Genomic DNA, 13,629 nt, shown 5'->3' on the forward strand with positions numbered 1-13,629 from the left:
ACGCCAGATTGTCGTAGTGGATTGAGAGGTGTTAGCGGCAAACCGCCGTACTGAGATCCCCGGCGGTTCTACTGACTTTTGCTCGAAACTACTTCGAGTCGTCCTTGTCGGGCTTCTTCTTTTCGAAGAACTGCTGCAGGTCGCCGAAGGAGCGCATCGGGGCCCGGCCGTCTTGCTGGGCCTTGGTGAGAGGCTTGTCCACCTTGGGCTTCGTCGGTGGCCGTTCGATGATGCGTGGTTGTGGCGGTTCATCGCGACGACGATCGTTACCGCGACCACGTGGCGGACCAGAACGTTGTCCTTGCGGACGATCACCCATTGGCGGCCGATCGCCGCGGGGCGGACCTTGTCGATCACCGGGCGGGCGATCGCCTCGGGGCCGGTCACGACGGTCATCTCGTGGTGGACGATCACCGGCAGGCCGATCAGCACGCGGTGGGCGGTCACCACCAGGAGCACCTGCGCCGACCGGTTGAGGACCACGGCCTGGACCTGGCGCGCCTTCCTGCCGAGGACGACGCGGACCCCGTTCGCGCGGCGGACGCTGAGGTTTTTCGCTTCCCGGAGCGATCGCGGTGAGCGATACGCGGCGGCGGTTCTTATCAACTTCGACGACCCAGACCTTTAAAACGTCGCCCACGCCAACCACTTCGTGTGGATCGCGAATGTAACGATCGGCCAGGCGGCTGATGTGGATCAAACCGCTGTCGGAGAGGCCGATATCGACGAACACGCCGAAGTCGACCACGTTGAGGACGGTGGCCTGCAACTCCATGCCAGACTGCAGATCCTCGAGCTTGGTGATGCCCCGGCGAAACAGCGGCGGCGGGAACGTATCGCGCGGATCGAGGCCAGGCCGTTTGAACGAATTCAAAATGTCCTGCAGCAAGTGCACGCCAATCGCCAATTCAGCGGCGATTTGCTCGACGACGATTTGCGCGGCCAACTCTGCAATGCGATTCTTCACCGGCTGCGGCGAAAGTGCTTCCGCGGCCGAACCAGCCGAGGGCTGTTCCTGCGAAGGAGCAATCGGCGTCAATGTTTCCGGCGTCGCCAAGGAAGACGTTGGCGTTTCGCTGACGGCAGGAGCAGCCGGCGCTTCGGTTGCCGGAGGCGAACCTGCGGTTTCTACGGCACCTTCCGCGGCAACGGCAGCGGGATCGATCACTTGCACCGGAGCCGGCGTTGGCGTTGGCTCGGCGGGCTTTTCTTCCGGCAGCGCTCCGAACTCGCTCTTCACCGGTTTCGGCGGCGGCGCGGGAACGATCTTGGCCAGTTCCGTTTCGTCCGTACCCATCTTTTCCAGCACGCTGCGGGCGATGGTGTAGCTTTCGGGATGGATCCAGGTGGCATCGAGCGGATTTTCGCCGCCGATGATCTTTAAGAAGCCTGCCGATTGCACGAATGTCGCCTCGCCGAAGCCGGGGACATTCTTCAGCTGTTCGCGATTCTTGAAAGGCCCATGTTCGCGGCGATATTCATACACGCGGCGCGCGGTCAGGGCGTTCATGCCCGACACATAACGCAGCAGCGCGGGGCTGGCCGAGTTGACGTCGACGCCGACGAAGTTCACGCACGATTCGACGACCGCGTCGAGCGAATCCTTCAAGTGCCGGGCCTTCATGTCGTGCTGATAAAGTCCGACGCCCAAGTTGGCCGGATTGATCTTCACCATTTCCGACAGCGGATCGAGCAGCCGGCGGCCGATCGAGATGGCGCCACGCTGCAAGGCATCGAAATGCGGCAGTTCTTCGCGACCGAGCGGGCTGGTGCTGTAGATGCTCGCGCCGGCTTCATTCACCACCGCGTAAGCGACGTCCCGGCCTGCAAGTTCCGACGACAGAACGTCGGCTACCAGTTGTTCGGTTTCCCGACAACCCGTTCCGTTGCCGATCGCAATGACCGAGACGTTGTATTGCTTGACCATGTCGGCCAGACGCGTGCGGGCCTTTTCGTGCCGCTCGTCCTTGCCGATCACATACATCATGCTGTGGCCCAGCACGTTGCCGAATTCATCGAGGGCCACGAGCTTGCAACCACTCTTGAAACCCGGATCGACGGCGAGCACGCGGCGGCCGTGGGTCGGCGGTTGGAGCAGCAGCTTGCGGAGATTGCGGATGAAGACATCGACGGCATGCTCTTCGGCATGATCGGTCTGTTCGCGGCGAGCTTCGCGTTCGAGGCTCGGCAGAATCAGCCGCTGGAGCGCATCGCGGACACAGCCCTTCAAAAACACGGCGTGCGGATGATCGGCGGGGACCAAGAATGTTTCCGCTTCGGTCGCCATCGCCTCGACATCGGCTTCGAGCTTCACGCGGATCGCGCGGGCCCGCTCACCGCGATTGATCGCCAGGATGCGATGCGGCGGAATCTTGCTGATCGGCTCCGAGTAATCGTAGAAATCCTTGAAGGCTTGTTCGGTGACGACCTTCTTCTTTTTCTTTTTCTTCTTCTTTTCGGTCTTCAAGCTCGGCGCCACGATGGGCATGGCGGGCTTTTCGAACAACCGACCTGCCGGAAGAGCTTCGCCGCTCGCTACAGCTTGCTCGCTGCTGGCGACAACTTCTGCTGCCACCGGAGTGGCCGTGGGCGACGTTTCTTCGACGGCGGCCGGTGCAATGGCAGGATCGACGGGCATGTCGCCGCCTGGTGGCGGTTGCTGCAATGACGCGGTGGCCGTGACGACGGGAGTCGCCGGTTCGGCAGGTGCTGGAGTTGCGGCCGGCAACGATGAAACTTCGGTTGTTTCAACCGGCGCTTCAGCAGCCTGGGCCTCGCTGGAACCTTCGCCCAGATTTTCGGCAGCAATTTCACCAGTGGCCGCAACTTCGGTCGCGGGCGTTCCTGGCGGAGGCGCTTCGATCTTCGTGCAAACCAGCTTGCCGGTCCGCTGGAAGATTCGCCGCAGGCGGCCGCGCAGTTCCGGGTTTTCGCCAAACTTTTCGGCCAGCAAATGGCCGACGCCCAACAGCACGTCGCCGATGGAGCTCAATTGCTTGTCGGCCGAAACAAAGTCCGTGGCCCGTTTATCCAGATCGACGGCAGCTGGATCGGCTTCGAGAATTTCCTTGGCGAGTGGTTCGAGACCACGTTCGCGGGCCACCGTCGCCAGCGTTTGCTTCCTCGGCTTGAACGGCAGATACAAATCTTCGAGCCGTTTGGGCGTGTGCGCCGAACGGATCTGCTCGGCCAGTTCGGGCGTGAGCTTGCCCTGTGATTCGATCGACTTGAGGATGGTCGTCTTGCGCTCGACGAGCATCTTCATTTTCTGAAAGCCGTCTTGGATCGCGCGAATTTGTTCTTCGTCGAGTCCTCCGGTTTCATCTTTGCGATAGCGCGTGATGAACGGAACGGTGTTGCCGTCCTCGAGCAGCGCGACAGTACGCTCGACTTTGTTCGCGGGCAAATTGACGTCGCGGGCTAACTGACCCAGGTCGACGCGTAAGGGCTCGATCATGCAAAACTCAACGAACAATAATTCGAATACGGATCGCGGCAGACGTAACCAAAAACCAGACACAACTTTATGCGCGCACGCCTTGCGCAAAAAGTAAGCCGCGCAATCTAGCGCTGCCGTGGCATCTTGTCAAGGTTCGGACTAGAGTTGCGACCACTTCTGGGGCCCAACTTACTTCGCCAATTCTTCACCAACCGTCGGTTCAGCCACGCCGACGGGCGGAGCATCGCCGCTGTTCTCGAAGCTTTCGACAAAGGGCTTACCGCCATCCCACGTCAGATCGATCCGCAGATCGCTGGTGGGCTTATCGACTTTAATGGTCAGTCCCGAAGTATTCACATCAGAATACTTTTTCGGAATCAACCAACGATTGCCGCGTGGCAAGCGTTCGGTCGAAACAATCTCAATTGGATGCTCGCCGGCAAACACACCATCGTCGACTGTGCGAGTGTAGAGGCGAAACTTTCCCTCTTTGTCGATCATCGCCTGCGCCGAGCGAGTGTGCGCGGGAATCACCCGGATGTGTCCACCCTGCACCGGCTGACCGTCGATATACACAGTGCCGGCAATCGGAATCGGCCGTTCCTGGCAACCGGCCAAGACGCCCAGTCCGCCCAGCACGATGAGTAAAAGTAATGTTCGCATGAGATGTCGCAATAAAAATCAGGGCTGAGCAGTTTCGCCGCCGCCTCGGGTCGAAAGAGCTCGGTAGAGCGTCAGGTTGATGTTGTCGCCGAGGAACTGTACGTGTCCGTCGCCGAACGCAAACAATCCGCCACGCGGATGCTTGCTGCTGAAGGCGCCGTTGACGCGCAAGTCATAAAGATCGAGATAAATGGGCGCACTGACCGGCGTGTTGAGCGGATTCTCGGTCGACCGCAAGCTGTCGCAGTGCCGCGAGCCAATCATCCACTGATTGCTGTTATTCGGGTTATGGCCGTCGATGACTTCGCCCAAGAAGAATGTATTCGACAAGCCGTCGGTCACATCACGCGGCTTGATTTCGGTGCGATACATAAAGACGCCCGTGTTGTAGTGCTTCAAATTTACCTTGTCGGTGGTCGAACTCGCGCCATAAGTGCCGTGGTTGAAGGCGTAGCTGCCAATGCCCCAGTTGCCGCTGGAAACTTTCTTCGCCGTGTTTGAGGGACACACGACCGACTTCGGCTGCATGGAAAACAACTGCGTGAGGCCCGTGCTCCAGCCGGCGGTATCGTCGGTCACTCCATCACAACCGGTCGCCGGCGCCACGGCCCCTTTCTTGAAGCCAAGTTGATCGTGCAGCCCTTGCTGCTCCATCTGCGGCAACAGCAGCACGAACGCGCTCGTGCCAGGTCGCGTCGACGATGGTCGTGTTCCGCAGACATCGCCAGTCCAGCAGTCGCATCCCATGCGACCCGTGGGATAGATTCGCAGCGCGTCCTCATAGTTGGCCACCGCAAGGGCCCACTGCTTGAGATTATTCGTGCACTGCGACCGCCGGGCCGCTTCGCGAGCAGCCTGCACCGCAGGGAGCATCAGTGCGAACAGCACACCGATGATGGCGATGACCACGAGGAGTTCGACGAGCGTAAATGCGCGGCGGGAACGAATACGCATGGGAAAACCTGGAACGGGGGAGAGCAGGCAGAGAGAGCCATCCATTCGGGCTGCATTATGGATGCGCAGCGGGCTCCCGCCAAGAGAAATCAAGCTTCAAAAAGCGAGACTCATGCCCTTCGCTCCCGTAGCAGTTCTCGACCCGCGCGGTGGGAATATATAACCAGTTATCAAAATTGCAGCGATTCCTCCAACCCCTTGCCAGCCATCGCCTTGCCGCCAAATCAGGCGGTTATATCGCGCCGGAGTTATAACCTTTTTATAACCGTCGCCAATCCTTCGAACACGATTCGAATGCCTCGGCAGCCGAGCGTCGTTCGCGCGGTGCCTGTTGCTGCCAGTGCGCACCGGTAGCGCAATCCGCTTCACGGATTCAAAAAACAACGATCGCAGTGAGAAAGAATGCGAGTCAATTAGATGGCAGATAGTGACAACTTAGGTCAGAAGTTTTCACAAGAGGCAAGTGTCCAAGCTCACTCACTCTGCCGCGTCATCAGGCGCAAACCAGCCGTCGACTTCAGGCCGATCCTGCTTAAATTGCCTGCCCCCCTCGCGTGTGATTTGCGAAGTTACTCTCTCGGTTGTGTAGGGGAGCGGGCGGAAGATGTAGAGATTGATATTTAACCGCCGGAGCGGCTTTGCGCTGCGCAGGGGATCGAAAACGCGATCGGTTAAGGCGTTGGAAACGACCGAGAGCTCTTGCAGGGCAGGAAGTTTGCTGACCGCGGCGATCCCTTCATCGGTCAGCTCATTCGAGCGAATGTAGAGATCGCGCAGATTCGGCAACGTCGCCAGATCGGCGAAAGCGGCCTCGTCCAATTGATCGGCCTCTAAGTGCAGACGGGTCAGTTTTGTCAGCCGCTTGAGTTCGGCCAACTCGGGACCGAGCGTCTTGGCGACCAGGCTCAGGCGTTCGAGCGTGGTGAACTTGGCGATCGTCTTCAGATCGTCACCCGTCAGATTGGTGCTTTCGATCTCGAGCGCAGCGATTCGGTCTTCTGACCTAATCAAAGCCAGCGCGGCAGCAGGCTGCGCTCTGGCCGGCAGCAAATTTTCGGGTCGCAATTTTGCCGGCCGCAGGAATGCTGGCTGATTTGGGTGGTAGAGCGTGAGATGCAACTGCTGTGCGGCTGCGCTTCCTGTCAACGAAGGTTGCCAGCCGGACTGAAAAAAACGTTGCGCAATTTCCAGTTGCTCTTGCCCATACTTCAGTTCGGCTCGCCGCTGTGTTTCGATTTCCGCGGCTCGCTGGCGCATCCATGCGACCCAAAAGCCACCACAGATCGCCAGCAGTGCTTGGGCGAGGATCATTCCACGCAGCGAGAATCGCCAGTATCCATTTTCAGTTGGCGACGTTCCTCGTTCGGTTGACCTTGGCGTGCGATTCCACCATGTGGCAACGCCTCCCGTCAGGCAGCAAACAGCGAGCGTCACTAGGTACCAATCCAGCCAGCGATACATCTGGTCGCCGGTGATGTAGAAGTAGTTGCCGGCGCACCAAGCAGCTCTCATCAGCAGATAAGCGATAAAGCCCCAGCCCACGCCGCGCCACAGGTGATTAGATACTTGCGGACCGGGATCAATCGCGTCGATTCGAACCGTCATCACGACTACGATGACGATGGTCATCAAAAAACAGCAAGCTAGTCCCACCACTTCGACAGGAATGGCCAGCAAATCGCGCAGCGCGAAATCGAACATAGTTTCCTCAAATAGCATCGCCGAATTTTAAGGCTGCTGCCGACATATCGCCAACTCAATTATGAAGACGACGTAAAGCTGCCAATTGTTACCGGCTGGCCACCTGCCCCTGATCGGCTAAAATCTCGGCTTGCGAATTGCATGGAGTTTTCGCACTCGGTTCTCGCACTTGAACCCGCACTAAGTTCTGCACCTCGTTTTTCCGCTCGTTCGGCCACAAGAAGTTGGATCGCATGACTGCCACGCCAGAGAATCGCTGCTGGGTCGGTTTTGACCTCGGCGGCACGAAGATGATGGCCACCGTTTTTGATGAGGCCTTCAGGCCTCTCGGCCGCAAACGTCGCAAAACCAAGGGGGCCGACGGCTCGAAGATTGGCATGGAGCGGGTGCTGGAGTCGATTCACGATGCTCTGCGCGAAGCCAATCGCTCGCCGGAATCGGTTCGCGGCATTGGCATCGGTTGCCCGGGAACGGTCGATCTCGAAAAAGGGCTGATCATCGATTCGGCCAACCTGGGTTGGAAAAATGTCCACGTCAAAGAAATTCTCGAGCGCGAGTTGCACGCCCCGGCCGTGGTGCTGAACGACGTCGATGCAGGCGTCTATGGCGAGTATCGGTTTGGGGCGGGAAAGGGCGCACGCTGCATGATCGGCGTGTTTCCCGGCACCGGCATCGGCGGCGGCTGCGTGTACGACGGCGTGATCATTCGCGGCAAGACACTCTCTGCGTTTGAGATCGGCCACGTGCAGGTGAATCCCACCGGTTTGCAATGCGGCTGCGGTCGCATCGGCTGTCTCGAAACTGAAGCCAGTCGTCTGGCGATTTCTGCGGCGGCTGCCATGGCTGCCTTTCGCGGTGAGGCTCCGCATCTCTATCAAGCGGTGGAAACCGATCTCAGCAAGATCCGCAGCAGCGCGATTGCGGCCTCGATCAAAGCGGGCGACAAATCGATCGAACGCATCGTCCAACGAGCTGCGCGAATGATCGGCCAGGTGGTAGGCGACACTGTCAACCTCCTCGCTCCTGAAGTGATTGTGCTCGGTGGCGGCCTGGTCGAAGCGATGCCCGAGTTATTCGTGCAAGGCGTCGAAGAAGCTGCTCGCCTGCGCGCCGCACCGCCGTATGCCAAGGGATTCAAAGTGGCCGTCGCCAAATTGGGCGACGACGCCGTGACCCGCGGTTGTGCGGCCTGGGCCGAACATTCGTTTGCCGAAAAGAAGGCGTGAGCCGTCCTTAGAAACGATAACCATGTCCACGACGCTTGATCCGGTCATCTCTCCCACGCCCCGCAGCGTGAAACCCGTCGCGGTGATCGATATCGGTACGGCCGCAATTCGCATGGCCATCGCCGAAATCAAAAGCAACGGCGACGTGCGCAATTTGGAGTCACTGTCACAAGCGGTTGGCCTCGGTCGCGATACGTTTACCCGCGGTTCGATCAGCAAAGCCACGATCGAAGACTGCGTTCGCGTGCTGAAGAGCTACCGCCGTATTCTGCGCGAAAATCTGATCGATTCGCCCGATCAGATTCGCTGCGTTGCCACTAGCGCCGTTCGTGAAGCGAGCAACCGCCTCGCCTTTCTCGACCGCGTCTACATCGCGACCGGCCTGCATGTGGAACCGCTCGATGAGTCGGAAGTCAATCGCGTCGCATTCCTCGGCATTCAGCCCCTCATCGCCCGCGACGAACGGCTGAGTAAATCGCATGTCGTGGTTGCGGAAGTCGGTGGCGGCAGCACGGAGTTGCTGTTGCTCAAGGGCACCGATGTGGTCTACGCGCACACCTATCGCCTTGGTTCGTTGCGGCTGCGCGAAACGCTCGAAGCCTATCGCGCGCCGACGCTCAAGCTGCGTAACATCATGGAGAATCACATCCAGCGCACGATCGAAGAGATCACCGAAACGGTGAAGCCGCAGGGCTCGCTGGAATTGATCGCCATGGGTGGCGATGTCCGCTTCGCCGCACGAACGCTTCAATCAGGCTGGGATGGCAAGGATCTGGCCCGTTTGAAAGTTTCCGCGCTCGAAGACCTCACCAACAAACTGCTCGGCCAATCCGAAGATCGCCTGGTAACGAAATATCACCTCACCTACCCCGAAGCCGAAACGATCGGTCCGGCGCTCCTCGCGTATGTGATGCTCGCGAAGCAATTGCAGCTCAAAGAACTGTTGGTTTCGAACCTCACGCTCCGCGACGGCCTGCTGATCGAGATGGCCGCCGGCGCTGGTTGGTCGAAAGAGTTCAGCAAGCAGATTGTGCGTTCGGCCATGGATTTGGGAGTGCGTTACAACTACGACGATGTCCACGCGGGACACGTGGCCGCGCTGTGCTCTTCGCTGTTCAACGAGCTGCGCGAGGAACATCAGCTTTCGCCGCGACACGAAGTCATCTTATGCGTCGCCGCGCTGCTCCACGAGATCGGGCTGTTTGTGAGCAACCGGAGTTATCACAAGCACTCGATGTACTTGATTCGCAACAGCGAACTCTTCGGCCTCGGCCGCAAAGATCAGCTTCTCGCCGCGCTCGTCGCTCGTTACCATCGCCGCGCTTCACCACAGCCGACGCACGAAGGCTATGCGACGCTCGACCGTGACGAGCGTGTGGTCGTCTCGAAGCTGGCGGCAATTTTGCGAGTCGCTATTGCTCTCGATGAATCGCGGAGCCAACGGATTCATCAGGTCAGCTGCTTGAAAGAAGACGGCCGGCTGGTGATTTCAATTCCCCTCGTCGAAGATCTCGCGCTCGAGCAGCTGGCCCTCAAACAAAACGGTTCACTCTTCGAAGAAGTGTTCGGCCTGCCGGTGCTGCTGCGCATGGCCAAAAAATAGCCAAGATAGGTTCTGCCTCTCATGACCGAATCGCCCACGAAATTTCTGAACCGCGAACTGAGCTGGCTGGAGTTCAACCAGCGCGTGCTGGACGAAGCGGCCGACGAAACCAACCCGCTCCTCGAACGGCTGCGATTTTTGGCGATCACGGCGTCGAACCTCGACGAGTTCTTCATGGTCCGCGTCGGCGGGCTGAAGGTGCTGATCGAACAGGGCATCGTCACGCCTGATCCCTCTGGACTCACGCCGCAGGAACAGCTCACCGCCATCAGCGCGCGGGCTCACAAGTTCGTGCAGGATCAGCAGACGATTTTCAAAGAAGTCGAAGCCAAGCTGCAAGAAGCCAATGTTCGTCGGCTGCGCGGCAACGAACTTTCCGAGCGCCGCTTGAAGGCGATGGAACAAGTTTTTGAAAGCGAGATCTTTTCCGTCCTCACGCCGATGGCGATCTCGACGGAAATTGAGTTTCCGCTACTGCAGAATGTGCAACTACAGCTCTGCGTGCAGTTGAAGCCCGATCCAGCCACTCCGCAGCAGCCGCGATTCGCGCTCATTCCGCTCGGCCGAGCGCTGAGCCGGTTCTTGACCGTCGGCGGGCCGGAGCGCGGTTATGCTTACGCGCTGCTGGAAGATGTCGTGGCGAAATTCCTCGATCGCTTTTTCCCGGGCGAAGTCATCGAGTCGCACGCCGCGTTTCGGATCACGCGAAACGCCGACTTTTCGCTCCGTGACGACCTCGCGCCCGACGTAATGGCCGGCATGCAAGGGATTCTCACCGCCCGCAAGCACGGCAGCTGCATTCGCTTGGAAGTGGCCGCCGATGTGCGCCCCGAGATGCTCGCGTTTTTGCAGCAGGCGCTGGAGGTGGGCGATGATGAGGTCTTTCGGATCGAAGGGCCGCTTGAGTTGTCGACCTTCATGCCGCTCGCCGATCTCAACGGCTTTGAAGCGCTGCGAAACGAAGCCTGGCCGCCGCAGCCATCGATCGATATCGAACCGGGCGAAAAGCTGTTCGACATCATCGCCCGCCGCGACGTGCTGATGTATCACCCGTATCAAACCTTCGAGCCGGTCGTGCGCCTCGTGCAAGAGGCGGCCGCCGATCCCGATGTGCTGGCGATCAAGCAGATTTTGTATCGCACCAGTCGCAGTAGCCCGATCGTCGCCGCCCTCGCCGAAGCAGCCCGCCGTGGCAAGTATGTGACGGCCATCGTCGAACTCAAAGCTCGCTTCGACGAAGCTCGCAACATCGAATGGGCCCGCAGCCTGGAAGAAGCTGGCGTGCAGGTGATCTACGGCGTGAAGGGTTTGAAGACGCACGCCAAGGTCTGCATCATCGTTCGCCGCGAACCGCACGGGGTGCAGCGCTACGTGCACTTCGGCACGGGCAACTACAACGAGATGACCGCCCGCGTTTACAGCGACGCGAGCCTGTTCACCAACAACGAAGAGCTCGGCGCCGATGCGGTGAGCTTCTTTAACGCCATCACCGGTTACTCTCAGCCGCAGCGTTATCGCAAGATCGAAGCGGCGCCGACTGGCTTGCGCAGTCGCTTGCTGGAACTCGTCGAAGGCGAAACGCGGCGGAAGAAGGAAGGACAAAAAGCCCAGATCGATGCCAAGATCAATTCGCTCGTAGATCCAGAATTGATTTCGGCTCTCTACGCCGCGTCGCAAGCCGGCGTGAAGATACGGTTGAATATCCGCGGCGTCTGCTGTTTGAAACCGGGCGTCGAAGGACTGAGCGAAAACATTTCCGTCATCAGCATTGTCGATCGCTACCTTGAGCACGCTCGCATCCTCCGCTTTTTGCACGGCGGTGATGATCTGGTTTTCATTTCGAGCGCCGACTGGATGCCGCGCAATCTCGATCGACGAATCGAGCTTCTCGCGCCGATCGAAGACTCGCATTGCAAGCAGCGGCTGATCGAAATTCTCGATATGTACTTCGACGACAATGTGAAGGCCCGCCAGCTGAAAGCCGACGGTTCGTACGTTCGCGCCAAGAAGGGAAAGGGCAAACGCCGCCGCGCTCAAGAGCTGCTCTACGAGCAAGCTCGCGACCGCGTGAAGGAAGCCGAGCAATCGCAGCGGACCACGTTCACGCCGCATCGCTCGGCAGCGGCCGGCGGTTAATTGATGATCTCGCAACCTGCTTCTTTGAGAAACACCATGCTGACTTTGTTGCTCCTCCGCCATGCCAAATCGAGTTGGAAAGATTCCGACCTCGACGATCACGACCGTCCGCTAAATAAGCGTGGCAAGCACGACGCGCCGCGGATGGGCCAGCTGATTCGCGATGAACAGCTGCAGCCCGACTTAATCGTTTGCTCATCAGCCAAGCGGACGCGGCGAACGGCTGAACTGGTCGCCGAAAGCAGCGGCTATCGCGGCGAAACGCGAATCACCGGCGACGTCTACGAAGCCAGCGGCAGCCAGCTCCTTGCGCTGATTCAGTCATTCCCCGAATCAGCCCAGCGGATCATGCTGATCGGCCACAACCCGGGCTTGGAAGAGCTGCTCGAACGGCTGACTGGCGAATATCGGCCACTCAGTACGGCCGCCCTCGCCCGACTGGAGATTCCGAGCGAAAAATGGTCGGAAATTAATGCAGAAACACGGGCCGAATTGCAGCACTTGTGGCAACCGCGGGAATTAGAATAAATCCAGCACTTTTGCTGCGATACCTCGACTCCCCTCCCGCCCATGTCCAAGCCGGCCCGCATTCCTGCTGCTGCTCAAGCCGACGCCGCCGCGCCGCAACTCGCGCGCAAGGTAGTCAAGCAGCGCGTACAGGCCGCCGTTTTCTACTGGGAACGCGTCGCCAAACGCGACAAGCCGCGGGTTGAAGACGTGCATCAACTGCGCGTCTGGTCGCGTCGCTCGATGGCTGCCGTCGAACTCTTCCTGCCGTTTTTCGCAGCCAAGCCCGCCGCCGAATTGCTCGGCATGCTGAACAAAGCTCGCAAGCGCGCCGGCAAAGCGCGCGATTGCGATGTGCTGCTGGCCAAGCTCGACAAGCGGACGCGCGAAGCGCTCGCCGAACATTTGGAAACGCTGAAGACCGGCCGAGCTGAATCGGCAGAGAAACTTCAGTCCGCCTATCGCAAAAAAGTTCGCAGCGGGAAAGTCGCCGATTGTCTGGCCGACTTGCAAAAAGAATCAGCAGCGAAGAACCATTCAGCGAAGAGCAACGGCCACGTGCCGCCGCAGGCTCAATTCGGCGTGTGGTTTCTCACGCAATTCGCCGCGAGCTCGGCCGATTTCATTCAGCAACTGCGACCGGCCAAGGCTTCGCTGCGGCGGATTCATCAGCTGCGGATCGACGGCAAGCATGTGCGCTATGCTCTCGAAATCGGCCTGCCAGCGCTGCCGAAGGCGGCTGGCAAACAGCTGTATGCTTCGCTCGAAGCTCTGCAAGAACAGCTCGGCGAGATCTGCGACGACCTCGCCTTTGCAGAGAGATTTCGCGAGTTGGCCGCAGGTCTGAAAGAAAAGCAGCAAGCTCGACTCGAAAAGGAAGCCGCGCGTCACGACGAACAAGCCCAAGCCGGCTTCGAGAAGTTCAGTCGCTGGTGGCGGGCCGCCAACGGCCGCAAGAAATTGCAGCGGCAGTTTGCAGCCATCTTCGCACCGCTCGCGGACATCAAGCCACGCGGCAGCAAACCGGCTCAGCGTCGCAAGAGCCAATAGAAATAAGCACCGATGATGGCGGCTCCGGCGATCAACAGCATCAAGACTCGCATGGCCCGCGAGTGATCTTCCGGTGGCGGTTCGTCTGGCGGCGTGTACCCTTCGCCAAAGTCGTGACCGCATTTCGTGCACTCACGAAAGTACTGCAACTGAGCAACGTCGTCGCACGACGTGCAGAACCGCAACTCGCCGGCATTTTCATCGGCTTGAAAGGCCTGCGGAAAGAAGTCTCGTTCGGCGCCGCAGAGCTGGCATCGCGCACAGCGCGCGGTTTGGCACTGAGGGCATGTTGGCCAGACATCAATGATTTCGGACGTCATATTGCTCGCTTAAAGTCGCTGTAAAAACTA

The 13,629-nt window shown here is 59.4% G+C and carries 10 protein-coding genes; 5 read left to right on the top strand and 5 right to left on the bottom strand.

The features are described from left to right. Nucleotides 1-88 precede the first annotated feature (88 nt). The 4 genes from M9Q49_RS11155 to M9Q49_RS11170 all read right to left on the bottom strand — a co-directional run bounded on the left by M9Q49_RS11155 (nucleotide 89) and on the right by M9Q49_RS11170 (nucleotide 6,757). On the bottom strand, nucleotides 89-3,457 hold the full coding sequence (locus M9Q49_RS11155) for a Tex-like N-terminal domain-containing protein (RefSeq protein WP_254508821.1): 3,369 nt from the start codon (nucleotides 3,455-3,457) through the stop codon (nucleotides 89-91). Between the two features lie 171 nt (nucleotides 3,458-3,628). Then, nucleotides 3,629-4,102 (bottom strand): hypothetical protein, encoded by a 474-nt coding sequence (locus M9Q49_RS11160; RefSeq protein ID WP_254508822.1) that lies wholly within the window; start codon nucleotides 4,100-4,102, stop codon nucleotides 3,629-3,631. A gap of 18 nt (nucleotides 4,103-4,120) precedes the next feature. Then, nucleotides 4,121-5,056 (bottom strand): DUF1559 family PulG-like putative transporter, encoded by a 936-nt coding sequence (locus M9Q49_RS11165; protein ID WP_254508823.1) that lies wholly within the window; start codon nucleotides 5,054-5,056, stop codon nucleotides 4,121-4,123. Between the two features lie 477 nt (nucleotides 5,057-5,533). Further along, on the bottom strand, nucleotides 5,534-6,757 hold the full coding sequence (locus M9Q49_RS11170; protein WP_254508824.1) for a leucine-rich repeat domain-containing protein: 1,224 nt from the start codon (nucleotides 6,755-6,757) through the stop codon (nucleotides 5,534-5,536). Nucleotides 6,758-6,990: 233 nt separating this feature from the next. Here M9Q49_RS11170 and M9Q49_RS11175 point away from each other — a divergent pair, with 233 nt between their 5' ends. The 5 genes from M9Q49_RS11175 to M9Q49_RS11195 are packed head-to-tail and all read left to right on the top strand — an operon-like array spanning nucleotide 6,991 to nucleotide 13,279. Next, nucleotides 6,991-7,983 carry an ROK family protein gene (locus M9Q49_RS11175; protein ID WP_254508825.1) on the top strand — a complete coding sequence of 331 codons (993 nt, stop codon included), beginning with the start codon at nucleotides 6,991-6,993 and terminating at the stop codon, nucleotides 7,981-7,983. 22 nt (nucleotides 7,984-8,005) lie between these two features. Then, nucleotides 8,006-9,586 carry a Ppx/GppA phosphatase family protein gene (locus M9Q49_RS11180; protein WP_254508826.1) on the top strand — a complete coding sequence of 527 codons (1,581 nt, stop codon included), beginning with the start codon at nucleotides 8,006-8,008 and terminating at the stop codon, nucleotides 9,584-9,586. A gap of 21 nt (nucleotides 9,587-9,607) precedes the next feature. Beyond that, nucleotides 9,608-11,722 carry a polyphosphate kinase 1 gene (gene ppk1 / locus M9Q49_RS11185; RefSeq protein ID WP_254508827.1) on the top strand — a complete coding sequence of 705 codons (2,115 nt, stop codon included), beginning with the start codon at nucleotides 9,608-9,610 and terminating at the stop codon, nucleotides 11,720-11,722. A gap of 36 nt (nucleotides 11,723-11,758) precedes the next feature. After that, entirely contained in the window at nucleotides 11,759-12,250 is a 492-nt protein-coding gene (locus M9Q49_RS11190; RefSeq protein WP_254508828.1) for a SixA phosphatase family protein, read from the top strand. A gap of 42 nt (nucleotides 12,251-12,292) precedes the next feature. Then, nucleotides 12,293-13,279 carry a CHAD domain-containing protein gene (locus M9Q49_RS11195; protein WP_254508829.1) on the top strand — a complete coding sequence of 329 codons (987 nt, stop codon included), beginning with the start codon at nucleotides 12,293-12,295 and terminating at the stop codon, nucleotides 13,277-13,279. On the opposite strand, the gene M9Q49_RS11200 is transcribed toward M9Q49_RS11195, so the two are convergent. Next, a complete protein-coding gene (locus M9Q49_RS11200; RefSeq protein WP_254508830.1) occupies nucleotides 13,258-13,599 on the bottom strand; it encodes a hypothetical protein in 342 nt (113 codons plus the stop codon). The two genes, M9Q49_RS11195 and M9Q49_RS11200, sit on opposite strands and share 22 nt — an antisense overlap. Nucleotides 13,600-13,629: the final 30 nt, after the last annotated feature.

This window comes from Anatilimnocola floriformis (genome assembly GCF_024256385.1).
Classification (GTDB): Bacteria; Planctomycetota; Planctomycetia; order Pirellulales; family Pirellulaceae; genus Anatilimnocola; species Anatilimnocola floriformis.

Coding starts and splice junctions, on each gene's coding strand:
- M9Q49_RS11190 (WP_254508828.1), top strand. CDS start 11,759: ATGCTGACTTTGTTGCTCCTCCGCCATGCCAAATCGAGTTGGAAAGAT.
- M9Q49_RS11160 (WP_254508822.1), bottom strand. CDS start 4,102: ATGCGAACATTACTTTTACTCATCGTGCTGGGCGGACTGGGCGTCTTG.
- M9Q49_RS11200 (WP_254508830.1), bottom strand. CDS start 13,599: ATGACGTCCGAAATCATTGATGTCTGGCCAACATGCCCTCAGTGCCAA.
- ppk1 (WP_254508827.1), top strand. CDS start 9,608: ATGACCGAATCGCCCACGAAATTTCTGAACCGCGAACTGAGCTGGCTG.
- M9Q49_RS11195 (WP_254508829.1), top strand. CDS start 12,293: ATGTCCAAGCCGGCCCGCATTCCTGCTGCTGCTCAAGCCGACGCCGCC.
- M9Q49_RS11170 (WP_254508824.1), bottom strand. CDS start 6,757: ATGTTCGATTTCGCGCTGCGCGATTTGCTGGCCATTCCTGTCGAAGTG.
- M9Q49_RS11175 (WP_254508825.1), top strand. CDS start 6,991: ATGACTGCCACGCCAGAGAATCGCTGCTGGGTCGGTTTTGACCTCGGC.
- M9Q49_RS11155 (WP_254508821.1), bottom strand. CDS start 3,457: ATGATCGAGCCCTTACGCGTCGACCTGGGTCAGTTAGCCCGCGACGTC.
- M9Q49_RS11165 (WP_254508823.1), bottom strand. CDS start 5,056: ATGCGTATTCGTTCCCGCCGCGCATTTACGCTCGTCGAACTCCTCGTG.
- M9Q49_RS11180 (WP_254508826.1), top strand. CDS start 8,006: ATGTCCACGACGCTTGATCCGGTCATCTCTCCCACGCCCCGCAGCGTG.